Annotated in this window: 22 protein-coding genes and 2 tRNA genes; 15 read left to right on the forward strand and 9 right to left on the reverse strand. The window is 34.8% G+C overall.

What is annotated here, in order from left to right; genetic code table 11:
* The first annotated feature begins 38 nt into the window (after positions 1–38).
* Positions 39–1,454: an NADP-dependent phosphogluconate dehydrogenase gene (gene gndA / locus OD90_RS04650; protein ID WP_144667280.1), complete on the forward strand. Its 1,416-nt coding sequence runs from the start codon at positions 39–41 to the stop codon at positions 1,452–1,454.
* Here the strand turns inward: gndA and OD90_RS04655 are convergent.
* The 5 genes from OD90_RS04655 to OD90_RS04675 form a co-directional block, all read right to left on the reverse strand.
* Positions 1,451–2,521 (reverse strand): glycerophosphodiester phosphodiesterase, encoded by a 1,071-nt coding sequence (locus OD90_RS04655; protein WP_144667283.1) that lies wholly within the window; start codon positions 2,519–2,521, stop codon positions 1,451–1,453. The two genes, gndA and OD90_RS04655, sit on opposite strands and share 4 nt — an antisense overlap.
* A gap of 148 nt (positions 2,522–2,669) precedes the next feature.
* Positions 2,670–3,983, reverse strand: a complete 1,314-nt coding sequence (murA, locus tag OD90_RS04660; RefSeq protein WP_144667286.1) for a UDP-N-acetylglucosamine 1-carboxyvinyltransferase — start codon at positions 3,981–3,983, stop codon at positions 2,670–2,672.
* 15 nt (positions 3,984–3,998) lie between these two features.
* Positions 3,999–4,655 carry a DUF4290 domain-containing protein gene (locus OD90_RS04665; protein WP_144667289.1) on the reverse strand — a complete coding sequence of 219 codons (657 nt, stop codon included), beginning with the start codon at positions 4,653–4,655 and terminating at the stop codon, positions 3,999–4,001.
* Positions 4,656–5,016: 361 nt separating this feature from the next.
* Complete coding sequence (locus OD90_RS04670) at positions 5,017–5,502, reverse strand: hypothetical protein (RefSeq protein ID WP_144667291.1); 486 nt, start codon at positions 5,500–5,502, stop codon at positions 5,017–5,019.
* Positions 5,503–5,591: 89 nt separating this feature from the next.
* A complete protein-coding gene (locus tag OD90_RS04675) occupies positions 5,592–5,882 on the reverse strand; it encodes a DUF493 family protein (RefSeq protein ID WP_144667294.1) in 291 nt (96 codons plus the stop codon).
* Positions 5,883–5,962: 80 nt separating this feature from the next.
* Between OD90_RS04675 and OD90_RS04680 the strand changes: the two genes are divergently transcribed.
* The 4 genes from OD90_RS04680 to OD90_RS04695 all read left to right on the forward strand — a co-directional run bounded on the left by OD90_RS04680 (position 5,963) and on the right by OD90_RS04695 (position 9,806).
* Positions 5,963–6,499, forward strand: coding sequence for an AAA family ATPase (locus OD90_RS04680; protein ID WP_144667297.1), 537 nt, complete (start codon positions 5,963–5,965; stop codon positions 6,497–6,499).
* On the forward strand, positions 6,496–8,400 hold the full coding sequence (locus OD90_RS04685) for an ATP-dependent DNA helicase RecQ (protein ID WP_144667300.1): 1,905 nt from the start codon (positions 6,496–6,498) through the stop codon (positions 8,398–8,400). The genes OD90_RS04680 and OD90_RS04685 overlap by 4 nt, the downstream gene beginning before the upstream one ends.
* Entirely contained in the window at positions 8,397–9,347 is a 951-nt protein-coding gene (gene fmt / locus OD90_RS04690) for a methionyl-tRNA formyltransferase (RefSeq protein WP_144667303.1), read from the forward strand. The genes OD90_RS04685 and fmt overlap by 4 nt, the downstream gene beginning before the upstream one ends.
* Positions 9,348–9,533: 186 nt before the next feature.
* Positions 9,534–9,806: an HU family DNA-binding protein gene (locus OD90_RS04695; protein ID WP_144667306.1), complete on the forward strand. Its 273-nt coding sequence runs from the start codon at positions 9,534–9,536 to the stop codon at positions 9,804–9,806.
* A 128-nt stretch (positions 9,807–9,934) separates the two neighbouring features.
* Here the strand turns inward: OD90_RS04695 and menA are convergent, their stop codons facing one another.
* Complete coding sequence (gene menA, locus OD90_RS04700) at positions 9,935–10,837, reverse strand: 1,4-dihydroxy-2-naphthoate octaprenyltransferase (RefSeq protein ID WP_144667309.1); 903 nt, start codon at positions 10,835–10,837, stop codon at positions 9,935–9,937.
* Positions 10,838–10,938: 101 nt separating this feature from the next.
* Between menA and OD90_RS04705 the strand changes: the two genes are divergently transcribed.
* Positions 10,939–12,606, forward strand: a complete 1,668-nt coding sequence (locus OD90_RS04705; RefSeq protein WP_144667312.1) for an alpha-amylase family glycosyl hydrolase — start codon at positions 10,939–10,941, stop codon at positions 12,604–12,606.
* Here the strand turns inward: OD90_RS04705 and OD90_RS04710 are convergent.
* The 3 genes from OD90_RS04710 to OD90_RS04720 all read right to left on the reverse strand — a co-directional run bounded on the left by OD90_RS04710 (position 12,603) and on the right by OD90_RS04720 (position 15,889).
* Positions 12,603–13,145 carry an NADPH-dependent FMN reductase gene (locus OD90_RS04710; protein ID WP_144667315.1) on the reverse strand — a complete coding sequence of 181 codons (543 nt, stop codon included), beginning with the start codon at positions 13,143–13,145 and terminating at the stop codon, positions 12,603–12,605. The genes OD90_RS04705 and OD90_RS04710 overlap by 4 nt on opposite strands.
* 61 nt (positions 13,146–13,206) lie before the next feature.
* Entirely contained in the window at positions 13,207–14,739 is a 1,533-nt protein-coding gene (locus OD90_RS04715; protein WP_144667318.1) for an outer membrane protein transport protein, read from the reverse strand.
* Positions 14,740–14,767: 28 nt separating this feature from the next.
* Positions 14,768–15,889 carry a hypothetical protein gene (locus OD90_RS04720; protein WP_144667321.1) on the reverse strand — a complete coding sequence of 374 codons (1,122 nt, stop codon included), beginning with the start codon at positions 15,887–15,889 and terminating at the stop codon, positions 14,768–14,770.
* 101 nt (positions 15,890–15,990) lie between these two features.
* Between OD90_RS04720 and proS the strand changes: the two genes are divergently transcribed.
* From proS to OD90_RS04765, 9 genes are all read left to right on the forward strand, one after another.
* Positions 15,991–17,469, forward strand: coding sequence for a proline--tRNA ligase (gene proS, locus OD90_RS04725; RefSeq protein ID WP_144667324.1), 1,479 nt, complete (start codon positions 15,991–15,993; stop codon positions 17,467–17,469).
* A gap of 84 nt (positions 17,470–17,553) precedes the next feature.
* Positions 17,554–17,625, forward strand: a tRNA-Glu gene (locus tag OD90_RS04730).
* Between the two features lie 44 nt (positions 17,626–17,669).
* Positions 17,670–17,741 (forward strand) — tRNA-Glu (locus OD90_RS04735).
* Positions 17,742–17,769: 28 nt separating this feature from the next.
* Positions 17,770–18,021, forward strand: a complete 252-nt coding sequence (gene rpsT / locus OD90_RS04740) for a 30S ribosomal protein S20 (protein ID WP_144667327.1) — start codon at positions 17,770–17,772, stop codon at positions 18,019–18,021.
* A 214-nt stretch (positions 18,022–18,235) separates the two neighbouring features.
* A complete protein-coding gene (rplS, locus tag OD90_RS04745; protein WP_144667330.1) occupies positions 18,236–18,586 on the forward strand; it encodes a 50S ribosomal protein L19 in 351 nt (116 codons plus the stop codon).
* A gap of 616 nt (positions 18,587–19,202) precedes the next feature.
* Positions 19,203–21,431, forward strand: coding sequence for an NADP-dependent isocitrate dehydrogenase (locus OD90_RS04750; protein WP_144667332.1), 2,229 nt, complete (start codon positions 19,203–19,205; stop codon positions 21,429–21,431).
* A 118-nt stretch (positions 21,432–21,549) separates the two neighbouring features.
* Complete coding sequence (locus tag OD90_RS04755; RefSeq protein WP_144667335.1) at positions 21,550–23,928, forward strand: TonB-dependent receptor; 2,379 nt, start codon at positions 21,550–21,552, stop codon at positions 23,926–23,928.
* Between the two features lies 1 nt (position 23,929).
* The gene (locus OD90_RS04760) at positions 23,930–24,817 is read left to right on the forward strand and encodes a DUF4249 family protein (protein WP_186434712.1); all 888 of its coding nucleotides are present in this window, start codon (positions 23,930–23,932) and stop codon (positions 24,815–24,817) included.
* A gap of 233 nt (positions 24,818–25,050) precedes the next feature.
* Entirely contained in the window at positions 25,051–25,743 is a 693-nt protein-coding gene (locus OD90_RS04765; RefSeq protein WP_144667341.1) for a DUF547 domain-containing protein, read from the forward strand.
* Positions 25,744–25,857 lie beyond the last annotated feature (114 nt).

Here is a 25,857-nt window from a genome sequence, read left to right on the forward strand (position 1 = left end):
ATTTACTTTTACATCGCAAAATAGCACACACAATTTTTATGGAGCATACTTACGATTTTGGACTAGTTGGTCTTGGAGTAATGGGTAGAAATTTTATCCTCAACGTAGCAGATAATGGATTTACTGCATTAGGTAACGATCTTGACCCACAAAAAGTTCAAGCCCTTATTGAAGAAGGTGGAAATACAGAGCGTGTCAATGCTGTTGTAGAGGTTTCCGCTTTCGCGAAAGCATTATCATCTCCACGTAAAATTATGATGCTTGTTCCTGCTGGTAAAGTAGTAGATATTGTGATTGAAAGTTTACTTCCTCACCTAGATAAAGGTGATATTCTTATAGATGGTGGAAATTCTTTTTTTACAGATACGGATAGACGAGAAGCCTATCTTGCTGAAAAAGGCATCCACTTTTTTGGAGCCGGAGTATCTGGTGGTGCAGAAGGAGCTCGTAAAGGCCCTAGCATAATGCCAGGTGGATCAAAGGCTGGTTATGCCGCAGTACAACCTATTTTTGAAGCTGTTGCTGCAAAATTTGAAGGCGAACCTTGTGTGGCATATTTGGGTCCAAAATCTGCTGGAAACTATGTGAAAATGGTGCACAATGGGATTGAATATGGATTAATGCAACTCACCTCAGAAGTATATGATGTACTCAAAAAAGCTGGAAATTTATCAAATAATGAATTACACCATACCTACAAACAATGGAATGCAGGACGACTACAATCATTCTTGGTAGAAATAACCTCAGAGATATTTGCAGAGAAGGACAATTTAGGAAATGCAGACCTCATTGATCAAATACAAGATAAGGCTAAGCAAAAAGGCACTGGAAAATGGACTTCTCAAAATGCTATGGATTTGGGCATCCCTGTTCCTTCTATAGACATTGCCGTGAGCATGAGAGAGATTTCTGCACTTAAAGATGAACGCACTATTGCAGATTCACTTTATGACCGTCCAGAAATTGCTCAAATGGACAAAGAAAAACTCATAGATCTTACAGAAAAGGCATTTTATTTTTCATATATCGTAACCTACGCACAAGGCTTACATCAACTTGCAGATGCTTCAAGAGAATACGGATACAACCTCAACATTGCAGAAATTGCAAAAATTTGGAGAGCAGGGTGCATTATTAGAGCAAAACTGCTAGCAGACATTACTAAGGCTTTTGAAGCAGATACAGTACTTCCTAACTTACTGCTTTCTCCATCATTTATTTCTAAGGTACAAGGCTCAGTGAGTGCCGCCAGAGAGTTAGTAGCTTTTGGTGCATTGAATGGCATTCCATTACCTGGAATTTCAAACTCGCTCACCTATTTTGATGCCTATACTTCAACACGTTTACCGCTTAACTTGATACAAGCACAACGTGATTATTTTGGTTCTCACACCTATGAGAGACTGGACCGTGAAGGTGTTTTTCACACAGAATGGAAACTTAAAAATTAACTCCTTGTATTCAGTTTTAGAAATTCGTTTCTAGCTCTTACCGCTTCATTGGTATAATCTGTAAATACACCATCTACGCCAGCCTCGAAGAATTTTAAGTATTCTTGAGTTGGCTCCTCATTAGATGACCACTGTTGATCCTCATTTTTAAACGTATAGGGATGTACTTCAAGTTTGCTTTTATGAGCAAGCTCTACAAAATCAGTGGCAATGAGTGACTTTGGATGTGCAACTAAATCTCTAGCTACAGAAACTACAAATGGCTTCCATGGACCCACACCGTCTGCGTAGGTTGCCATAAATTCCATTCCCTTTGGGGTGGCAAAAAAACTATAGTCTCGCTTATCATTTTCTACATAAAAATCGTAAGGCTGTCCCGAAGAATCATAGGAGCCATCTAATTTTTTAAATCGAAGGTCTCCGTTTTGATTATATCCTGAAGCTCCTATTAATTGCACTAACTTTACTGAAGTTTTTCTCCTTAAATACTGTAATGTTTTAACTTCAAAACATTGTACGTAAATTTTTGAATCCCTGCGAGTATACTCAGCCTTTAACAATTGATTTAAGAATCGATCTTCCATCTCTAACCCCAATTGTTTGTGGAAAGTGGGATGTTTTAATTCTGGATAAATCCCTATTTCTTTTCCACTTTTCTTTTTATATGCTTTCAATAAAGCTATTATTTCTTCGAATGTTGGGATTTCAAACTGATCATCATAATTGTGAGGTCTGTTTTTCCAAAATTGTCGCGTTTTTATTTTTTTAAGTTCAGCAACTGTAAAATCAGAGACAAACCAGTCTGTAACAATCTCCCCATCAAGAATCTTAGTAGTCTTTCGGTTTTGAAATTCTTTAAAGTTTGAGATATTCGTTTTTTGAGATAAATAGGGTTCATGGCGTGCTACAAATACACCATCTTTAGTTAAGACAAGATCTGGCTCAATGTAATCAGCACCGAATTCAATAGCCTTTTGGTATCCTTCTATGGTATGTTCTGGGAAATGAGATTGTGCGCCGCGATGCGCTATTATAAGGGGAGAAACACTGGAATGACGTTGCTTCATACTTTAAGAAAAATTATTGTAATTAAGGCCTCAAGACAATTACTCTTTAATGTTTCTGTTATAGAATTAAACCAGAAAAAAGCGCAAAAAATAATTTTCTGCGCTTTTGATTATATTTTTTTAATTTTCGCGAAAGCGAAAAAGTTGACTAATCTATTCGCTTTATTTTAGCTCCTATTTTTCTGAGTCGATCATCTATATTTTCATAACCACGATCAATCTGTTCTATATTATGGATGGTAGAAGTCCCTTTTGCGCTTAGTGCTGCAATGAGAAGAGATACTCCTGCACGTATATCTGGTGATGTCATCGTAGTAGCTTTAAGCGTAGATTTAAAATCATGACCTATAACAGTTGCTCTGTGTGGATCACACAGAATTATTTTTGCTCCCATATCCATCAATTTATCTGTAAAAAATAGACGGCTTTCAAACATTTTTTGATGAATAAGAACTTCTCCTTTTGCCTGTATGGCAGTTACCAAAACAATACTTAAAAGATCTGGAGTAAACCCAGGCCAAGGAGCATCTGAAATGGTCATAAAGGATCCGTCTATAAAGGTATCAATCGTATAACCGTCTGTATGAGCGGGAATATAAATATCATCTCCCTTTCGTTCTAAGGTAATACCTAATTTTCTAAAGGTAACCGGTATAAGTCCTAGGTCCTCCCAACTTACATTTTTTATGGTTATCTCACTTTGGGTCATGGCTGCAAGACCTATCCATGATCCTATTTCAATCATATCTGGGAGAATACGATGGTCACATCCACCAATTTTTTCTACCCCTTCAATTGTCAATAGATTAGATCCAATACCTTTGATGTTTGCCCCCATGCGCACCATCATCTTACACAATTGTTGTAAGTAAGGCTCACAAGCAGCGTTATATATAGTTGTTTTACCTTGAGCAAGTACGGCTGCCATAACAATGTTTGCGGTACCGGTAACAGATGCTTCGTTAAGGAGCATATCTGTCCCTTTGAGACCGTTTGGGGCTTCTACTCCGTAAAATCGTTCTTCTTTGTTATAGCGAAATTTTGCTCCTAATTTAATGAAACCATCAAAGTGCGTATCAAGACGACGGCGTCCTATTTTGTCTCCACCTGGCCTTGGGATATATCCTTTCCCAAACCTTGCGAGTAATGGACCAACTATCATAATTGAACCTCTTATACTACTTCCCTCTTCTTTAAACTTCTTACTTTCTAGGTATTTTAAATCCAATTCATCTGCTTGAAAAGTGTAAGTTCCCTTTTGCAGTTTCTCAACCTTTACACCGAGGTGATCCAGTATCATAATGAGCTTGTTAACATCTATGATATCTGGCAGGTTGCTTATAGTAACTTTTTCAGGAGTGAGTAGTACTCCGCATAAAATTTGCAATGCTTCATTTTTTGCTCCTTGCGGATGTATATCTCCTTTGAGTTGATGACCTCCCTCTATCTGAAATGTTGCCATGAATCTGTATTCTTTTTAGTAACGCTTTTTGCGGTTATTGTTATTATTTTTTGAATAGTTTCTCTTTTTTACTGGATTTTCTGCTGCTTTGGCTTTTTTGTTTGCTCTAATTAAGCGATCAGAATCTCTCAACTCCTCATCTTTATCTTTTAAATTGATCTCGCCTTTACTCAACTCATATAAATGATCAAAGATTACTGTATCGTCTACAGTGTCCTTATTCCAGTTTAGAAAACATTTTTTCATATGGTTTGCGATGGTCATCACTAGTCCATCTCTCATATCTCCTTTTTCCCAACTTGTTGCCACATCTATCATACGTTTAATATTATTTCCGTAAAAACGATATTTAGGAAAATTTTGAGGATATTCTAATGGTTCTGGACGTTCCTCTAATTCTTCTCTTGAGGGTTTACCATAAGGCGATTCAACATCTAATTTAAAATCAGACATAATAAATAATTGATCCCAAAGTTTGTGTTGAAAATCTGGCACATCGCGTAAATGTGGTTGCAAATTGCCCATTACAGCAATAATTGCTTTTGCTGTTTTATCACGCTCTTCTGCATCTTCCATCGCTACTGCATCATTTACCATTTTTTGTATATGACGCCCGTATTCGGGAATGATGAGATGAACTCTCTCCGTATTGTACTCTAATTGATCTATCAATTGTAAAAAATTAAGTGAAGTAGTCTACTCTTTTATAGACCCGCGCAAAATACTAAAATTTGTGGTAATGCAAAGACTCTTTAATAAATTGATAACAGTTAGCTAAGTAAATCTTAAAAGTTTCTATGATCTCAATTTAATTAAATAAAACGATCAAGAGTTATGTGTGATATTACTGAAGTTGGTGTATTGTCACCTTCCTAAAGAAGAATCTTAACACGTCTAAAAAAATATCTTATAAACTGCCGATTCTAGCTTTAAATGAACATTTAGATTTACACGTTGTCCATACATTTATAAAAAAGCTATCATTTGAGTTATGAATGTTTAAAAATTTCGCTTTCGCGAAAGCGAAAAAATTCTAAGCTGCCATCTCATTTCTTTGCTTGGTAAAGTGTTCTTGTTTACTTTTTACTCTCGCAATTTCTGAACTTAGGTCATCAATTAGATTGTTAGGAAAATTATCTTCTTGACTTACCTTATTTAATTTTATTATATAAAGTTTAATTTTATGTGCTATCCAGCTCGAGATCATTTCGTCCTTACTTAAATGGGATTCTCCATGGTTTGTTGAAAACACACTGTCATTTATATTTTGGCTACATAATTCTAAGCCAGACTTAAATGTAGATTCACTATGATCACAAAATGTATCCTTAAAGTTCTCTAGTGCAATTTCTTCCTCACGAATAGCGACCAAAAGCTGATCATCGTGTGCAAATTTTGAAGCTATATTAAGAGCTTCTTGTAATATTAGTGTTGAAGATATGACAAACTCAGCCCTTCTAATTAAAAAAATATTGCCTTTAGAAGTATTTTTTTGCGAGTAATCCATATCTGAAACCATAACTTTTTTTTATAAAGGTATAGATGATTCCATTTAGAAATCTTAAAAAAAATACAGTTGTATTTTTTTTAACGTTATGAAAGTAAGGTCTATAAAGAAATAACTCCTTCTACTTTACCCACTTCTTTATACTTAGCGATTACAGCATCAGGATTTTTCATTGTCACATTTATGGAGACGCTTGTATATTTACCAGTTCGGGATTCATTTTTTTTTATCACAGCACCCATATGATTAAAAATAGTTTCTATATCCTTAATTTTTATCGCACTTGAAGGTACAATAAATTTATATAGATATGGAGCTGGCCATAAGGAGGTATCTGCTAGCTGTGTTTTAAGCTTAGCATAAAATTCTTCTGGGTTATCATTTGGAGTCATCAGGTCTTTTTCTTTATCAAAGATACAGAATTACTGTTCTTTTAGGTTTGCTTAATTTTGTACAAAAGTCTACCATTTTTATGCCAAAACGAATTTTACTTATAGGTGGCCCTTCAACAGGAAAAACCACATTACTCAAGCATTTAAAGCAACTTGGGCATCCGTGTCTTGAGGAAATTTCACGTCAAGTGATTCAAAAAGCACAAAACCAAGGTATTGATCAGCTTTTTCTTGAGAAACCTCTTTTATTTTCTGAACTTTTAAAAGATGCACGTATTGATCAATGGCAACAGGCAGTTGAGTATAAAAACGAAAATGTTTTTATTGATCGTGGAATTCCTGACACGGTGGCATATATGGATTATATAGGACAGGTGTATCCAGATACATTTATAGAAGCTTGTACAAGGTATAGATATGATTCCGTTTTTATACTGCCTCCTTGGAAAGAAATACATGTCACAGATAGTGAACGCTATGAAAGCTTTGAAGAGGCAACAAAAATCCAGTTACACCTATTAAAGACTTATAAAGATTATGGATATCATCCAGTTGAAATACCTATTGGTTCCATAGAGGAAAGAGGTGACTTTATAGTCAACGCCATTAGGAATTGACAACTACATCAAAAGAAATATTAAAAAAATACTGGGGTTATGATAATTTTAAGCCCAAGCAACAAGAAATTATAAAAGCAATAATTTCTAGAAAAGACACTATCGCGCTTTTACCTACGGGAGGAGGTAAATCTATTTGTTATCAATTACCTGCCTTGCTATTCGATGGGATCACCATTGTCATATCTCCCCTAATTGCCCTAATGAAAGATCAAGTGTTGTCTTTACAAGAAAAAGGTATTAAATCTCTAGCCATCCCTAGTGGTATCAAACATTCTGAACTAGACACCTTATTAGACAATTGTATCTACGGTAATTACAAATTATTGTATTTGTCACCAGAGCGGTTACAACAAGAATTAGTTCAAGAGCGTATCAAGCGAATGAATGTATCACTTATTGCTATTGATGAAGCACATTGTATTTCTCAGTGGGGTCACGATTTTAGACCTGCATACCGTGATATTTCTAAAATTCGAAATTTAGAATTTCAACATAAGAAGACCAACCCTCCCATTATTGCTCTTACAGCAACAGCTACTCCTAGGGTCATTGAAGATATAACTGAACAACTAAGGCTTGATGAACCTAAATTATTTCAAACATCATATCACAGAGCTAACTTAACTTATACAGTTCAAAAAGCTACAGACAAATTTTATCAGCTAGAGGACATTCTCAACAAATCAAAATCAAGCTGTATAGTATATGTACGCAATAGAAAAGCTACTGTTAATACAGCTCATTTTTTAAACAGCAGAGGCATCACATCAACATATTACCATGGAGGTATGTCCAGAGATGATAGGCATAAGCAATATTTAAAATGGCGTTCTAATCATACCAAAGTCATGGTGGGTACCAGTGCATTTGGGATGGGGATTGATAAGGCTGATGTAGATTGTGTCGTCCATATGGAAATACCAGATAGTATTGAAAATTACTTTCAAGAGTCAGGAAGGGCTGGGCGCGCAGGGCAAAAAGCAACTGCAATGCTCATATATAACGAAAACGACTTAGTGCGCCTTGATAATCAATTTATTAAAGTAATACCCGGAGTTCAAGATGTAAAGAAAATATATAAGCACCTCAGTAATTATTTTCAAATCTCTTATGGTGAAGGCCAGCAAACAAACCACAGATTTAATTTTAGTGAGTTTTGTTCGACTTACAAATTACATAGCATCTTAGCTTATAATGCTTTGCAAGTTCTTGATAGAAATAGCATAATTAGTCTCTCTCAAGAATTTACAAAGAGGGCTACTGTAAACTTTAAGGTGAATGAATATGCACTGAGTTACTACCTATTACGTAACAACCAACTAGATGACGTGGTAAAAGCCATCTTGAGAACCTATGGAGCTGTTTTTGAACAAGTAACGACCATAAACTATGCGATCATTTCAACTAAGGCTTCTAGAACTGTAGATCAAGTTCATACGGCACTTCTCACACTCCATCGAGACGATATCATAGATTACGAGCACCAAAGCTTTGACACCTCAATTACATTTTTAGTGCCTAGGGACGATGATAGAACAATAAATACGATTGCTCCATTTATAAAAAATCAAGCAAATTTTAAGAGACTTCAAGTAGATTCAATAAAAGCATTTATAAATAACTCAAACGTATGTAGAGCCATACAATTAATGAGTTATTTTAATGAGACAATGCAATCTCCATGTGGATTATGTGATGTCTGCAAAGATAAAACCGTACAAAAAAATAGAACCCCTGCAAATCAAGCTATTATTGATATTCTATATGAGGGACCAAAATCTGCTCATGAGCTTACAAGTTTGACCCACCCAAAAGCAGATATTATCCATGCAATTCGATTACTTTTGGATCAGAAAAAAATTGTTTTACAAGCAGATAATACATATAAATTATTATGAGAGAGATACGCATTGTTTTTATGGGCACACCAGAATTTGCTGTAACCATTCTGAGTGGACTTTTAGAAGAAGGGTATAATGTAGTTGGAGTAATCACAGCACCAGATCGACCTGCTGGCCGGGGGCAGAAATTACGTAAAAGTGATGTTAAAGCGTATGCAGAGGCACACAATCTACCCATATTACAACCCACAAATCTAAAAGACACTTCGTTTATTGAGGAGCTTAAAGCATTAAATGCAAATCTACAAATTGTAGTAGCCTTTAGAATGTTACCTAAGGTGGTATGGGAAATGCCAGATTATGGAACCTTTAACCTTCATGCATCATTACTACCGCAATATAGAGGCGCCGCTCCTATAAATTGGGCAATTATCAATGGTGAAACAGAAACAGGAGTCACAACATTCTTTATAGATGATAAAATTGATACTGGAGAAATCATTTTACAAGAAAAAATTACAATAGATGATAAAGAGAATGCAGGACATTTACACGACCGTTTAATGATTGCAGGAAAATCTCTTGTTATAAAAACAGTTCAATCCATAGAAAATAAAGAGGTAAAAACTTACGTTCAAAATGATGATTTTCAATTAAAAACAGCATACAAACTTCACAGTGAGAACACAAAAATTAACTGGACAGCTCCTCTTCAGGATATTTACAACCTTATAAGAGGACTAAGCCCCTATCCCTCTGCATATACGATCTTAGAAAATGGCGGTAAGGAGCAAAGAGTAAAAATTTATAACGCTTTCGCGAAAGCAGAATCTCAAATGTATATCCCACCTGGAGCTGTTACCATAGCAGATGATCACCTAGCTATTGCTACACCAGAAGGCTATATCTGTATAACGGAAATGCAATTATCAGGAAAGAAAAAAATGGCTGTAAAAGATTTATTAAATGGTTATAAATTTGACAAAAATGCCAAAATGCGCTAAAGCCCTGTCCTCATTGATCTTAAGAGATTTAATAAAATAGCCTGTCTTTATCAACAATTTCATCGATTTATTAACAATAACCCTGATTTCCCTTGCTATTACTTGCGTGGGAGCATAATCCGTATAAATTTGTTAGGGAATTAAGCATAAAGCTTAACCACATTTAATTAATTAACAATTTACATTATGAACAAATCAGAATTAATCGATGGAATGGCAGAGCACGCTGGTATTACAAAAGCTGCAGCAAAAAAAGCATTAGAATCTTTCTTAGGAGATGTGGAAAGCACTCTTAAAAAAGGAGGGCGTGTTTCTCTTGTAGGATTTGGATCTTGGTCTGTTTCTAAGCGTAACGCACGTGAAGGAAGAAATCCACAGACTGGAAAAACGATTCAAATCGCAGCAAAGAATGTTGTAAAATTCAAAGCTGGATCTGAGCTTGCAGACGCTGTAAACTAATTGATTCACAATTATTATATAAAAACCGAGTAACGCATTGTTACTCGGTTTTTTTTATGAGTAGGTGACTCTTAAACAATTCATTGAATATGGTATAAATTTGAAGTGGTTATCTAAAAAATATGTTTCTAAACATAGCTTCCTATAAAAAATAAAAGCGCAAGTACAAATGTAGATAGTGCAACTTTCTTTAATTCTGGATCTAATAATACATGAGAAGTTGTTTTGTAAACTTTTACCATGTGCATGCTAAGAGGTATCATTGCAATTAATGAAATATAGCTCAAAAGATCTATAGCGGTCATAAGAAGGAAGGTCAACCAGCTTAATACAGCCACAACGTAGAGTATTAAGTGATATCTAAGGGATCCATCCTTTCCAAGATAGACGGCAAGTGTATTCTTTCCTACTTTTTGGTCGGCTTCTCTATCTCTCATATTATTTAAATGCAATACCATTGTCGATAAAGCCCCAATAGTTATAGCAGGTAAAAATTGATAGATAGAAAGAAATTGTGCAAACAGATAAAAAGACCCACAAACACCTATAATTCCAAAGAATATAAAAACAAAAATATCTCCTAGCCCTCTATATCCATAAGCACTTTTTCCCACCGTATACTTTATTGCAGAAATAATCGCCGCAATTCCTAGTATCATAAATAGTAAAGAAAGTAATAGTTGATCTCCTCCAAAAGCTGTATAAATTAAAACTACAACGATACTTGTTGTAAAAACAGAAGTCAAAATAATAGCCCACCTAAGCTGACTTTCAGTAAGTAAGCCGCTTTGCATTGCTCTCACTGGCCCAACACGATCTTTATTGTCTGTACCTTTTAATCCATCTCCATAATCGTTTGCATAATTTGAAATGATCTGAAAACCTAAGGTAGCAAAGAGAGATAACAGAAATACAGTCCAATTAAATGCTCCTTCTTGAAGCGCTAAACCACCCCCCACTAAAATTCCAGATATAGATAATGGTAATGTTCTAGGTCGTGCGGCACTTAGCCAAATTTTAAATGAAGGCATAGAAAATTTTAAAAAGTAAATGTACCAATTTCTAGCAGTATCTGTATTATGATTAATAATTGAAAACCTTTCATTAGTTTAGTATTTATAAAAGACTAGTTATGAATAGTACACTAAGAATTATCATATTAATTTTTTTCATATGTATTTCTTGCCAATATAAGGAAACTAGCATTCAAGATAAAAAATCCTCTGAAACGTCTCCATTTTTTTGGGAAGCAGCAAATATGTATTTCTTACTAACAGATCGCTTTTATAATGGCACTACATCAAATGATGTTAATTTTGATCGTACAAGAGAAACAGGTGTTCTACGTGGTTTTAAAGGAGGTGACTTAATAGGAATTAGAAAAAAAATTGAAGAGGGTTATTTTACAGATTTAGGGATTAATGCAATTTGGTTTACTCCTGTAGTAGAGCAGATACACGATGTCGTAGATGAAGGTACTGGACCCACATATGGGTATCATGGTTATTGGGCAAAAGATTGGACTGCGCTAGATCCTAACTTTGGCACCCGTGAAGATCTTAAGGCAGTTGTAGATGAAGCTCATAAAAGAGGTATCCGTATTGTTATGGATGTTGTCCTTAATCATACAGGGCCTGTCACAATAAAAGACCCTTTTTGGGGTGAAGATTGGGCTAGAGAGAATCCTAACTGTAAATTTTCTACTTATGAGAATACAACTGCTTGTAGCCTTGTTGAAAATCTCCCTGACATTCTCACAGAGAGCAATGTGGAGGTAATGCTTCCTGAGACACTTATAAAAAAATGGAAAAAAGAAGGTCGCTACAAGCAAGAAATAGAAGAACTAGATGATTATTTTGCAATAAATAAGCTTTCTAAAACCCCACGAAATTATATAATCAAATGGTTAACTGATTTTATAGAAGAGTTTGGAATTGATGCATTTAGAGTAGATACTACAAAACATGTTGATGAAGCTTCTTGGGTTATTTTACGTGAGCAATCTGAAAAAGCATTTAATACTTACAAAAGTAAAAATCCTAAAAAAGTGCTGGATGATATAGGTTTTTTCATGTTTGGAGAAGTATACAATTATTCTATTGACAACGGCAGAGAATACGATTTTGGTGATAAAAAGGTCGACTATTTTGAAAATGGTTTTGACAATCTTATTAATTTCCAGTTTAAATATGATGCAGAAAATAGTTATGAAGATCTCTTTAGTAAATATGCTTCACTAAAGGATTCTGTATTTTCAGATAAAAGCTTTGTTAATTACGCCACCTCTCATGATGATGGCCAGCCTTTTGACAAGAACCGTACGCGCTCAAAAGAAATAGCATCTAAATTATTGCTCACCACTGGTATTTCTCAAATTTATTATGGTGATGAAACAGGGAGAGACCTTACTATTGAGGGAGCAAATGGGGATGCTACTTTACGGAGTTTTATGAATTGGGAAGATTTAAAAAATCCTCAAACTCAAGAACTACTGTCTCACTGGCAAAAGTTAGGTAGATTCAGAATAGCTCACCCAGCTATAGGTGCAGGAAAACACAAAATGATTTCAGAAGAACCTTACATCTTTAGACGTTATTTCGAAAAAAACGGTTTTAAGGATGAAGTTATTGTAGGCCTTGAACTTCCAATTGGAACTAAAGTTATTGAGCTAAATAACGCTTTCGCGAAAGCAGAGCATGTAACAGACACGTATTCTGGAAAAACAGTCCCCGTAATTGATGGTGAAATTACACTTGATACTCCCTATGGAACAGTACTGCTAGAAATAGCTAAAAACTAATCTTCTAACTGGTGAATAAATGAAGCGATGACCTCTCCTACTCCAATATTCATAGTGGGATTAATAATGGTGTTTTGTTCTACATTAAAATTTTCTTGAAATGATGGGAAGCTAAAACTCTCAACCACCTTTCCTCCAAAGCGAGGAATCGTATTTTTCATATATTCTACTGCAGAAGCCCCTCCTCTTGCACCTGGAGATGTGCTTACAAGTAAAATTTTCTTTCCTTCTAAAAAATTACGGTCTGCCCTAGAGAGCCAGTCGATTATATTTTTAAAAAAAGCAGAAATCATTCCATTATGTTCATTAACTCCAATAATAAGTCCTACGGATTCTGCTATTTTATTTTTAACCACTTTTACATCAATAGGAATCCCTCTCTCATTTTCTAGATCTAAATTATACATAGGTATGTCGTAGGACAAGAGAGACTGTCTCTGTACATTATATCCATTAATAGATGCAACAAAAAAATCAAGTAGTTGACTATTTATAGAATGTATGCTATTGCTACCAGAAAGGACTAAAATTTTTTCCATATAAATAAAAAACAAAGAGCTACCCTATGGTAGCTCTTAAAAGTAATTAAAATATAGTTATTTATAAGCTTAATGTAAGCGTACCTACCAGAGATGAGTTTGTTTTATTTATTTGAGCCCTATCAATGAGTCCTACAGAATATAACCGTTCAGCACTATCTTGAAAAAATTGATCATAAGCTACATCTATCTTAATTTGTCCAAAATTGTACCCTAGACCAGCAGAATAACCATATGTTGCACCTAATAAATTTTGATTATGATAAGGACTTGTTTCATAACGACCTCCAGCTCTATAACTCCATTTATTTGATCGCATTTCTGCACCTAGTTTAAAAGTATTTACAGCTCTTAATATATCGTTGATTTCATTGTTTTTTGAATTAAAAAATGGATCCCTCTCTGGACGGAATCTTAAATTAGTCATATCCCTATAAGAGTAATCAAAACTAATCAAGCCCTGAGATCCAAAAACGTAAGCAACACTTGATGTATATTTTCCAGGTGTTTTTATTTCATAGTCTTGATAGACATTTACAACCTCTGGATTAATTTGAGTTGTAAAAATCCCTAAATCATCGATTGAAGTTGTAGATAAACGTTGTGTGTTTTCTTCAGAAATTGTGTACCAAGTAGGTGATTCATAGGTGAATCCTAAACGTATATTATCGTTAAATTTAGATATCGCTCCCACCTGAAAAGAAAAACCACTTCCCAATGTTCTTAAGTTATTTTCAAACCGAATATCTGTTACATTTGTAAAACCCTCATTAGCAGGGGGTGCTCCAGCATTATTACTTTCAAAGAGTACAGTAGATCTGTTGGTATCTAAGAAATGAGAGTTTAAATTAATACCCAAGTATAAATCATCACCATATTGAGCTGCTATGTTGAAAGATGCTTTACCATTAGAACCACTTGATAGAGATGTATATTCTTGATCGTATACTGTTCCAACTGTATTTACACCGTAGGTTGTATTATTAGAATCATAGGAAGTTGGCTCTAAGATATATGATTGAAAACCTAATAATGCCTGTTGAGATCCATAACCTTGATCCTCTCCTAAAAATTGATACAATTGAGCGATAGATTCATTTTCACGTGTTTCTAAATCACTTAAAGGTACACCTTGAGCATAGATTGCAAAGTATTCTGAAATAGAATTTAAATTAAATCCTTGTGCAATGTATTGATTATTAAAATTACTGGTACGATCATAATTAAAACCTAGAGTAATTTTATTCCATTTTGTACCAGAAGTACCATCTAAAATAAAAACACCACCTAGTTGATTAATTGCTGTATCAGTGTTGGATACTATCGTATTTCCTCCAAAATAAGATGCTTCATTTTCTAAATGATCACTTGCTAATGTAAAAGTTGCTGTACCATTTGTAAAGACCGCACTACTCGCAGGATTATCTCCAATGGCACTTAAATCTCCACCCAATGCACCGAACGCTCCATTCATAGCTCTATAACGTGCAGTACCTGTAACATTAACAGAACTATATTGTAATGCTTCGGATATCGTTTGGGCAAAGCTCGCGCCTGTGGTCATAACCACTATTAAAAAGATTATTTTTTTCATTAAATAAATTTAAGAATATGATAAATCATTAACCTCTACGACCTCCACCTCTAGATGAAGAAGATCTCGATGAAGACCTAGTAGATCCTGAGGATCTTGAAGAAGAACCCGATCTTACACTACTTCCTCTTGAAGAAGATGATGATGACCTTCCATAAGATGAAGATCTAGACCTTGATGGCCTCGTTGTCATAGGGCGTGTTGTTCCAGACCTTCTGGCCTTTGAACCGCCTCGATTCATTGGTCGAGTATTTGGCCTATTTCTATTACCATTTGACGGTCTAGTTGTCGCTGGTCTACCTCGAGTAACACCATCTCTAGACACTCTGCCACGTGAATTTACTCTCCCTACATTAGCTCTATTCCTAGAGTAAGTCGCGCGACTTCTTGTAGAAACTCGTCTCCCAGTGTTTACACTTCTACGATTTACTGCATTTGATCTCCTATTTCTAGCATTCCTGAGGTCATAACTCGATCTACGTCCAGAATTATAAGCAACTCTACCATAATTATATCTAGGAGAAAGTGGATGTCCATAAAAACCGTTTCGATAGAAAGGGTGTGAATTGTATCCATAAAAACCGCCGTATCCATAAAATCTATTGAACCCATAAAAAGGTCTATTGAATCCTCCATACCAATAAGGAGACCATACAGGTGCAAATGGACTTAAGCCAAAATAGCCATTATAACCAAACCCTCCGTAACCAAATCCAGCATAGCCAAATCTGCCGTAACCAAATCCACCTATAAAAGGAGAGTTATTATAAACGTTAATCTCAACATCATCAACAACATCACCCCATCCGCCATAACCTGTCGCAGCATCAAAGTCAACAGCATCAACATATACCTCTTCTCCATCCTCAGATGAATAGGAATCAATATCTGTAAATATACTATCTCTCTCTTGGGCTTGACTCAGTTGCTGTGCACTTCTTTCAAAATAATTTTTATATAATAGACTGTTTGAGTTTTTTACAGCAGTAACTGGCTCTGAGGACACAGATACTTGTACATCTGATCCACTATATATCCCATCCTCATCATATACTTGTTGAGATGATCCGCATGAAACTAGAAAACCAGCTAGTACAATTAAGAGCGTGAAACTTTTTAGTCTTGTAATATGTGAAGTAATAATTTTCATAACGATACTGTTTTAATTGTTGCTTGCTTTAAAAATACCTAATTTTGCTAGATACTTTTACATCAATTACAGACACAATAGTTGTGCCAAATTAAGTATTTATGGGGAAAAACCTTACAAAAAGAAGTGAAGATTATTCAAAGTGGTACAACGAACTTGTAGTTCAAGCTGACCTTGCAGAAAACTCTGCAGTGCGTGGATGTATGGTTATCAAACCGTATGGATATGCAATTTGGGAGAAAATGCAGGCTGAGCTAGATCGTATGTTCAAGGAAACTGGGCACGAAAATGCTTATTTCCCACTTTTTGTTCCTAAAAGCTTATTTGAAGCAGAGGAGAAAAACGCAGAAGGCTTTGCAAAAGAGTGCGCTGTTGTTACTCATTATAGACTCAAGACAGATCCTGAAAATCCAGCAAAACTAATTGTAGATCCTAATGCTAAGCTTGAAGAGGAGCTTATCGTAAGACCTACAAGTGAAGCGATTATCTGGAATACTTATAAAGGATGGATACAATCTTATCGCGACCTACCACTTCTCATTAACCAATGGGCTAATGTCGTACGATGGGAAATGCGTACACGCTTGTTTCTGAGAACAGCTGAGTTTCTTTGGCAAGAAGGCCACACTGCACATGCAACGAAACAAGAGGCCATAGAGGAAGCAGAGCTAATGAATGATGTATACGCAAAGTTTGCTGAAAATTTTCTAGCAGTACCCGTCATAAAAGGAATAAAAACAGAAAGTGAGAGATTTGCTGGAGCAGACGAAACTTATTGTATCGAAGCTCTAATGCAAGACGGAAAAGCACTCCAAGCTGGAACCTCTCATTTTTTAGGTCAAAATTTTGCAAAAGCATTTGATGTTAAGTTTACCAGTAATCAAGGTAAGCAGGAATTTGTATGGGCTACCTCCTGGGGAGTATCCACAAGACTAATGGGAGCTCTTATTATGACGCATAGTGATGATCAAGGCCTAGTCCTACCACCCAACCTTGCTCCTTTTCAAGTAGTTATTGTACCTATATATAAAAACCAAGAGCAACTTGACGCCATCTCTCAAGTTGCAAATGAAATTATAAAAGACCTTAAACTGCACGGAGTTACTGTAAAATTTGACAATAGAGACACCCATAAACCAGGCTGGAAATTTAACGAGTATGAATTAAAAGGCGTTCCGCTTCGTATTGGGATTGGGCCAAAAGACTTAGAAAAAAGAACTGTAGAACTCGCGAGACGCGACACACTCACTAAGGAGTTTATTGCAAAAGAAGACGTAGCCACAACCGTTGTATCCTTATTAAAAGAAATACAAGAAAATTTATACAATAAAGCCAAAGAATACCGTGACAGCCATACCACAGTTGTAAACGATTTTGAAACCTTTAAAAATGTTTTAGAAAATAAAGGAGGATTTATAAGTGCGCACTGGGATGGCACAAAAGAAACCGAAAACAAAATTAAAGAGCTTACAAAAGCAACCATTAGATGCATTCCTATGAATAGCCAACTTGAAGAAGGAAAATGTGTTTTAACAGGCGCGTCATCACCGCGTAGAGTGCTGTTTGCTAAGGCATATTAAAATAATTTATAAAAAACTCAATTAGTGTTTGCACGATCTAAAAATAATTGTATTTTTGCATCCGCAATTCAAACAATTGTTCTAGGCCCGTTCGTCTATCGGCTAGGACGCATGGTTTTCATCCATGTAAGAGGGGTTCGATTCCCCTACGGGCTACAAACCAAGTACGAGGTTAAAAGTACATTTTAGTGAATTTTTAAGGCCCGTTCGTCTATCGGCTAGGACGCATGGTTTTCATCCATGTAAGAGGGGTTCGATTCCCCTACGGGCTACAATTTTATAATTATACAAAAAACAATAATGGCAAATCACAAGTCATCTTTAAAAAGGATCAGAAGCAACGAGACTAAGCGCCTTAGAAACCGTTACCAGCACAGAACGACTCGTAACGCAATTAAGAAATTGCGCGAAATGACTGAGAAAGAGCAAGCAGTTGCTTTATTCCCAGCGGTAGCTTCTATGCTTGATAAGTTAGCAAAACGTAATATTATTCACAGTAATAAAGCGGCTAACTTGAAATCAAAGCTTGCTAAGCACGTAGCTGCTCTTTAAGCTAGAAAAAGAATCTATAACGGGAACTTCTATACCTTTAATAGAAGTTTTTTTGTTGTTAATATATAGAGTTCGCTTTCGCGAAAGCGTAATCAAAGCAACACTACTTAAATAAACCCGCTTACTACTATAAAATAGTTTGCACCCATTTGACTAACCTCTGACGATAAACGTGAATGTTACTTGAATGTAAAACCATTGAAATATCTCAAAGATGGAAGATTTAGTAAAATTTGTACAAGACGAATTTGTTCAAAAAAATGATTTGCCAAAATTTGCAGCTGGTGACACAATTACTGTGTACTACGAAATTAAAGAAGGTGAAAAAAGTAGAACTCAGTTCTTTAGAGGAGTTGTTATCCAACTAAGAGGATCTGGGGCTACGCAAACTTTTACAATTCGTAAAATGTCTGGTACTGTAGGTGTAGAACGTGTATTTCCTATTAACTTACCTGCAATTCAAAAAATTGAAGTTAACAAAAGAGGTATTGTACGTCGCGCACGTATCTTCTATTTTAGAGAACTTACTGGTAAGAAAGCCCGTATCAAAGAAAGACGTTCGTAACAAATACAAACGTTTAAAATTTATAAAGCTTTATCAGATATCTGATAAAGCTTTTTTTATGAACAAAAGTTGATAAGTACAGTTTATAACTAGTTAATAATTAAATACATAGAAATACCAATGCGTTTAATTAATAAAACTTATCTTTAGGTGTATTTTAAAGCAGATTGTTTTAGAAACTTATAAATTTTAAGTTTAGTTTTTATTTAAAATTATTTGAAAGTTTTTTGTTTTGCTAACAAGACCCGCTGCACAAGCTAGGAAAAAGAAATTTTTTATTTCTTAAATCCAAATTATCTTAAGTAAAACAAACATCCTGAAATAGATTATAGCTACATTTTATGCTAATTTGCTATTTCAGAGAAATTGAACAGATGTAACTATTAATAAGTTACTTTAAAACTTCAAGGGTTTTCTGGCAAAACAATTTCTAAAAGCCATATCATCGTACGTCGTACTTGATATGGCTTTTGTTTTTACCCCACTCACACTATTTTATACTTTAATTAGTACTATTCATTGCTTTTAAGATTGCAACTAACCTACTCTAATAGCTATATTTGTTAGGCTTTTTACATAAGCTATTTCAAAATATTAACTCAATAAATTTTAGTTCATGGCTATAGATAAAACTACCATAAAATATACACTTACAGATGAAGCTCCCATGCTCGCTACGCATTCATTTTTACCTATAGTAAAAAGGTTTACAGAGACTTCAAATATTGATATGGAACTTGTTGATATCTCACTAGCTGGACGTATTATAGCAAATTTTCCAGATCACCTTAGAGAAGATCAAAAACAAGAAGATGCACTAGCTGCCTTAGGTGAGCTTGCAAAGAAACCAGAAGCAAATATTATAAAACTTCCTAATATTAGTGCATCAGTACCACAACTTATAGCAGCTATTAAAGAATTACAAAGTGATGGCTATAATATTCCAGACTTTCCAGAAGAGCCAAAAACTGATGAGGAAAAGCAAATAAAAAAACGCTATGCTAAAGTTCTTGGTAGCGCAGTAAATCCTGTTTTACGTGAAGGGAACTCAGATAGACGAGCTCCTAAGCCTGTAAAAGAATTTGCGAGAAAAAACCCGCACAAGATGGGAGCTTGGAGTAGCGATTCTAAAACTCATGTTGCTACAATGTCCCACGGTGATTTCAGAAATAATGAAAAATCTGTCACCATTACTAAAGCTGGTAGCTTAACTATAAAACACACTGATACAGAAAATAATAGCACTATCTTAAAGGAAAACATACCAGTTTTAGATAAGGAAATTATAGACGCTTCAGTACTTGAGAAAAAAGCATTGATTTCTTTTTTGAAAAATCAAATTGAGGATGCAAATGAAAAAGATGTCCTTTTCTCTCTACACATGAAAGCGACCATGATGAAAATCTCAGACCCTAAGATTTTTGGCCATGCTGTTCGTGCATTTTTTGCTCCAGTTTTTGAAAAATACGGAGCAACATTTGACAAACTTGGAGTGGATGTAAATAATGGTTTTGGAGATCTACTATCTAAGATAGAAGAATTACCTACTTCCGAAAAAGAAGAGATTAAAGCAGCTATCCAAACGACTTATGATAACAGACCTGATCTGGCAATGGTAGATTCTGATAAAGGAATCACAAACTTACACGTTCCTAGTGATGTGATTATTGATGCTTCTATGCCCGCAATGATTAGAGCTTCTGGTCAAATGTGGAATGCAGAGGGAAAACAACAAGACACTAAAGCTGTGATTCCAGACAGTAGTTATGCTGGGATTTTCCAAGAAACTATTGATTTCTGTAAGGAGCACGGTGCCTTTGATCCTACTACCATGGGAACTGTACCTAACGTTGGCCTTATGGCTCAAAAAGCAGAAGAGTATGGATCTCACGATAAAACTTTTGAGATTGCTTCTGCTGGAAAAGTAGAGGTTATTAATGAGGAGGGTACAGTTTTAACAACTCACGAGGTTCAAACTGGCGATATCTGGAGAATGTGCCAAGTTAAAGATGCACCTATTCAAGACTGGGTTAAGCTAGCTGTAAAAAGAGCAAGAGCTACTGGCTCACCTGCTATATTTTGGTTAGATAAAACTCGTGCTCATGATGCAGAACTTATCAAAAAAGTTAATCTTTATTTAAAGGATCATAATACAGATGGTTTAGTTATTCAAATCATGTCACCTGTGGAAGCAACTCGTTTTTCATTAGAAAGAATCAAAAAAGGACTTGAAACTATATCTGTAACAGGAAATGTTTTAAGAGATTATAATACAGACCTTTTCCCTATTTTGGAAGTTGGTACTAGTGCAAAAATGCTTTCAATTGTTCCATTAATGAATGGTGGTGGATTGTTTGAAACTGGCGCTGGTGGTTCTGCGCCAAAGCATATCCAGCAGTTTCTTGAAGAAGGCCACTTACGTTGGGATTCTTTAGGAGAATTTCTTGCTCTTGCGGTTTCCTTAGAGCACGTTGCGACTACACAAGATAATGAAAGAGCTCAAGTTCTAGCAGACACATTAGACGAAGCGACAATCAAATTTTTAGACAATAGCAGATCTCCATCACGTAAGGTTAACGAACTAGACAATAGAGGAAGCCACTTTTATTTAGCATTATATTGGGCTCAGGCTCTTGCTGCACAAAATAAAAATGAAGCACTTAAGAATGAATTTACTCCATTAGCAAAAAAGCTAGCAGATAATGAGCAATTAATTATTGATGAGCTTAACGCAGCGCAAGGATCTACACAAAATATCGAAGGATATTATAGCACCAGTCGTTCAAAAACATTTGACGCTATGAGACCTAGTGAAACATTAAATGCAATTATTGATCAAAAATAATTTATCCGCTTTCGCGAAAGCGTATAATTAAATATAACAAAGCCCTTTCCTAAATTTGAAAGGGCTTTTTTCGTGTATAATCTCTGTTAAGTCTGTAGCTTTACTTTAAATTCTTATAATGAAAAAAAATTGGTTACTCCTACTTTTTTGTGGATGCTTTTTGATTAGTCAAGCACAACAAAAATATACGCTTAGTGGTACCATCACAGACGCGGCAAGTAATGAAACTCTTATAGGTGTCTCGCTTCTTTTTCCTGAAATATCTGATGGAGTTGTTACAAATTCTTATGGTTTTTACTCAATTACTCTTCCTCAAGGCACCTATACTGTAGAAGTAAGATACTTGGGGTATAGCACTGTCTCTAAAACATTTACATTAAACCAAGATATTCGTGAAAATTTTGAACTTCTAGAAGTATTAGAATCACTAGATGAGGTGATCATAGAAGAAAAAGTAGAGCGTGTCCGTATACGAAAACCTCAAATGAGTGTAAATGCACTTACGGCAGAAACTATAAAAGATATTCCCGTAGTACTTGGGGAGGCAGATGTTATTAAAGCCATATTACTATTACCCGGTGTTACTAGTGCCGGTGAGGGTGCGTCTGGCTTTAACGTGAGAGGGGGTGCAGCAGATCAAAATTTGATTTTACTTGATGAAGCTACTATTTTTAATTCTTCTCATTTATTTGGGTTCTTTTCTGTTTTTAATCCTGATGCTATTAAAGATTTAAAATTGTATAAAGGAGGTATTCCTGCTAGATATGGGGGTCGTGTATCTTCTGTTCTCGACATTTATCAAAAAGAAGGTAATAGCAAAAAATTTAAAGTAAACGGCGGCATAGGAGCTGTCTCTAGTAGATTATTAGTAGAGGGGCCTATAGTAAAAGATAAAGCTGCATTTTTGTTAGGAGGGCGAGCATCCTATGCCCATTTGTTTTTACCATTATTTAATATTGATAATAGTGCATATTTCTACGATTTAAATACAAAGATTAATTACAATATTAATGATAATAACAGTCTATATCTTTCTGGATATTTTGGCCGTGATCTCTTTAGTGTGCAAGAAAGCTTCAAAAATGTTTATGGAAATGCAGTGGGGAATTTACGATGGAATCATATATTTTCTGACAAATTATTTTCAAATGCCTCACTTATCTATAGTGATTATTATTATGGGTTAGATCTTGATTTTGTAGGTTTTGAATGGAATTCTGGTATATCAAATATCAATGTCAAATATGACTTGACTCATTATCTAAATGACAAGTTAAAAATATACTCAGGGATTAATAATTTATACTACACATTTAATCCTGGTCGTATCAAACCAAATGGTCCAGATTCTGGGATTGTAGAAGAACAGCTTACCAAGAAATATGCAAATGAGTTTGCTGCATATGTGGACATTGAGCAAAAATTAAGTAAAAATTTTACCATAGAATACGGTTTAAGATATAGCAATTTCATTAGACTAGGTCAAGATGAGATTAATGAATATCGTGACAATCTAGCAGTTACTTTTGACCCCACTCTTCTTATTTACCAAAGTGCAGACCCTATTGATGTAAATAGAAATGGGAAAAGAAGTGATAACCTAGCCACATTTAATTATTTTGAACCAAGAGTTGCTGGCTCTTATGCTTTCAATGATGACTCGTCTATTAAGGGTAGCTATACAAGACTTGTGCAGTATCTCCATCTATTATCAAACACAAGTTCTCCCACTCCATTAGATATTTGGACACCTAGTGGACCTTTTGTGAAACCACAACAATTAGATCAATATGCTTTAGGGTATTTTAAAAACTTTAGCTTTCGCGAAAGCGAATACACTATAGAAAGCGAGGTGTTTTTTAAAGATATAAAAGGACGCATTGACTATATTGATGGAGCTCAGCTTATTGCTAACAATGCTATAGAACAAGTAATCTTACAGGGTGAAGGCAGGGCTTATGGACTAGAGTTTTTATTACGTAAAAATGAAGGAAAGCTAAAAGGATTTTTAGCCTACACCCTCTCAAAGTCAGAACAACGTACACCGGGAAGAAATGAGAACGAGTTAGGCATTAACCGTGGAAAATGGTATAACACGCCTTATGACAAAACTCACGACATTTCTATTAATGCAAGTTACGAAATAAGTAAAAAATGGAAATTAGGAAGTAATTTTCTTTTTCAAACGGGACAACCCACTAATTTCCCAATAGGTCAATTTGAATTTCAAGGCATTATAACACCAATTTACGGCCCTCGTAATAAGCAGCGCTTGCCTTCATACCATCGATTAGACCTAAGCGCAACATTAACTCCCCAAAAAAACAAAAATAGAAAATGGCAATCTGAGTGGGTTTTTAGTATGTATAATATATATAATCGTCGCAATGCGGCATCTATTAACTTTAGACAAAATGAGAATACCGGAGCAAATGAAGCAGTGCGCACTTCTATTTTTGGTATCATTCCATCTGTTACTTATAACTTTAAATTCTAAGATGATGAAAAAAAGTATTCTTTTACTAACATGCTTAGTCACTTTTAGTAGTTGTGAAGATGTTATTGATGTAGAGCTCAAAAATGAAACTCCTAGATTGATTGTAGATGCACTCATACGTGTAGACACTGCTCAAGATTTTACAGATGCAAACATTAAGGTTTCTCTATCATCATCTTTTTTTGGGGAGATAGAACCTGCAATAATAGATACCATAGAATTACGAGAAATTACAAATGGTGACATTATTACTTATGAACCTGTACCAGACGAACCAGGGTCATACCGCCCTTCTAATACTTCTGGATCTCTTGTATCTGATAATAAAATTAGCACCTCATTCTTATCAAATTCTAATGTTGAATTTACGCTCAATGTTATATACAATGGCAAAACCTACCTTGCGACAACACGTTTTGTAAACTCAGTCCCCTTAGATGAAGTAGTACAAGGAGACGGGCAACTATTTGATGAAGATGGTATTGAAGTTCAAGTTTCTTTTACAGACATAGCTGATCAGGAGGATTACTACATCTTTGACTTTGATTTTAATGAATATCTTCCGACCGAAGATCGATTTTATCAAGGACAACAATTTAAATTTTCTTATTTCTATGACCAACAACTCACCAGTGGAGATGTAATTGATATTAAAATTTTAGGAGCAGACCTCCAATTTTATAACTACATAAGTGGTATTTTAGAACAAAGTGAACAGGGTCAAAATGGACCATTTCAAACCCCAACGGCTACTGTACGAGGCAATTTTATTAGCATAACAGATATTGATAATGGAGATATCAACAATAACACAAGTCTACCTGATGAGTTTATACTAGGTTACTTTAGCATATCACAAGAGTTTAGCACCTCACTATTAATTAATTAGGTTCAATACGTATTTTAAGATTTACGCTTTTGCGAAAGCAAAGAAATGCAAATATTTTTTTGCTTATTTCTTTGATTTAGTCTACTTTAGCACCCTCCCTACAATTTTTGTTAAAATATGTTAACGCATGCCTAAAAGAAAGGTTTTTACCTGACTTATTAAGCAAGCAACTATTTTAATGTTTCAATATTTAATTAAATATCATTAATCATTAAATCCCAAATCACAAAACAATGAAACATTATTTACTTTTATTATTATTTCTTATTACTTTTCAAGGATTTTCTCAAACTATTGATTTGAGTGCTTACAATGAATTTCTTGATGATTACGTTTCTAAAGAGGGTGTTGTTGACTACGATGAGCTTTTAGAAAATATGAATGTCATCCAAGAGCTAGCAAAGAATTTTTCAAAGATTTCTCCTAATGCAGGCTGGAGTGCTAACGAACAAAAGGCTTTCTGGATTAATTTCTACAACGTAAATATCATAAAATTACTAGTTGAAAATTATCCTATTAAGAGTATTAATTACATTAGAGAGCCTTTTAAGAATGAAACATTAGACTTTACTGGTGGAAAAATTTCTTTAGATTTTGTTGAGCACAGTATTTTAAGAGAATTTGATGACCCTAGAATACACTTTGCATTGTACTCTACAGCAACCTCATCCCCTTTACTAATGAGAACTGCATATGATTCTAATAGGTTAGATTATGAGTTAGACATGGCTACTAAGCAGTTTATCAATGACGAAACAAAAAATGACGTAAATCTTAGAGGAAGTAAATTATCTAGAATTTTTGACTGGTATAAAGATGATTTTGACCTTGTTCCCTTTATAAATAAATTTTCGAATAAAGGTAAAATATCAATAGAAACTCCTATAAGTTTTATGGATTACGATTGGAATTTACACCGTGAGTAAATACATAAATTATTTTTTACAAAAATGCTGTCTTAATCTAAGGCAGCATTTTTCTTTTATAAGAATGTATTTAAAATTAGCTACATTTCCTCAAATATTTTCAACATTGTAATT

Origin of the sequence: Dokdonia sp. Hel_I_53 (assembly GCF_007827465.1) — a bacterium.
Taxonomy (GTDB): Bacteria; Bacteroidota; Bacteroidia; order Flavobacteriales; family Flavobacteriaceae; genus Dokdonia.

Excerpts from the sequence above, each read along its gene's own strand:
- gndA (WP_144667280.1), top strand. The coding sequence starts at position 39 with ATGGAGCATACTTACGATTTTGGACTAGTTGGTCTTGGAGTAATGGGT.
- OD90_RS04655 (WP_144667283.1), bottom strand. The coding sequence starts at position 2,521 with ATGAAGCAACGTCATTCCAGTGTTTCTCCCCTTATAATAGCGCATCGC.
- murA (WP_144667286.1), bottom strand. The coding sequence starts at position 3,983 with ATGGCAACATTTCAGATAGAGGGAGGTCATCAACTCAAAGGAGATATA.
- OD90_RS04670 (WP_144667291.1), bottom strand. The coding sequence starts at position 5,502 with ATGGTTTCAGATATGGATTACTCGCAAAAAAATACTTCTAAAGGCAAT.
- OD90_RS04675 (WP_144667294.1), bottom strand. The coding sequence starts at position 5,882 with ATGACTCCAAATGATAACCCAGAAGAATTTTATGCTAAGCTTAAAACA.
- OD90_RS04680 (WP_144667297.1), top strand. The coding sequence starts at position 5,963 with ATGCCAAAACGAATTTTACTTATAGGTGGCCCTTCAACAGGAAAAACC.
- fmt (WP_144667303.1), top strand. The coding sequence starts at position 8,397 with ATGAGAGAGATACGCATTGTTTTTATGGGCACACCAGAATTTGCTGTA.
- OD90_RS04695 (WP_144667306.1), top strand. The coding sequence starts at position 9,534 with ATGAACAAATCAGAATTAATCGATGGAATGGCAGAGCACGCTGGTATT.
- menA (WP_144667309.1), bottom strand. The coding sequence starts at position 10,837 with ATGCCTTCATTTAAAATTTGGCTAAGTGCCGCACGACCTAGAACATTA.
- OD90_RS04705 (WP_144667312.1), top strand. The coding sequence starts at position 10,939 with ATGAATAGTACACTAAGAATTATCATATTAATTTTTTTCATATGTATT.
- OD90_RS04710 (WP_144667315.1), bottom strand. The coding sequence starts at position 13,145 with ATGGAAAAAATTTTAGTCCTTTCTGGTAGCAATAGCATACATTCTATA.
- OD90_RS04715 (WP_144667318.1), bottom strand. The coding sequence starts at position 14,739 with ATGAAAAAAATAATCTTTTTAATAGTGGTTATGACCACAGGCGCGAGC.
- OD90_RS04720 (WP_144667321.1), bottom strand. The coding sequence starts at position 15,889 with ATGAAAATTATTACTTCACATATTACAAGACTAAAAAGTTTCACGCTC.
- proS (WP_144667324.1), top strand. The coding sequence starts at position 15,991 with ATGGGGAAAAACCTTACAAAAAGAAGTGAAGATTATTCAAAGTGGTAC.
- rpsT (WP_144667327.1), top strand. The coding sequence starts at position 17,770 with ATGGCAAATCACAAGTCATCTTTAAAAAGGATCAGAAGCAACGAGACT.
- rplS (WP_144667330.1), top strand. The coding sequence starts at position 18,236 with ATGGAAGATTTAGTAAAATTTGTACAAGACGAATTTGTTCAAAAAAAT.
- OD90_RS04750 (WP_144667332.1), top strand. The coding sequence starts at position 19,203 with ATGGCTATAGATAAAACTACCATAAAATATACACTTACAGATGAAGCT.
- OD90_RS04755 (WP_144667335.1), top strand. The coding sequence starts at position 21,550 with ATGAAAAAAAATTGGTTACTCCTACTTTTTTGTGGATGCTTTTTGATT.
- OD90_RS04760 (WP_186434712.1), top strand. The coding sequence starts at position 23,930 with ATGATGAAAAAAAGTATTCTTTTACTAACATGCTTAGTCACTTTTAGT.
- OD90_RS04765 (WP_144667341.1), top strand. The coding sequence starts at position 25,051 with ATGAAACATTATTTACTTTTATTATTATTTCTTATTACTTTTCAAGGA.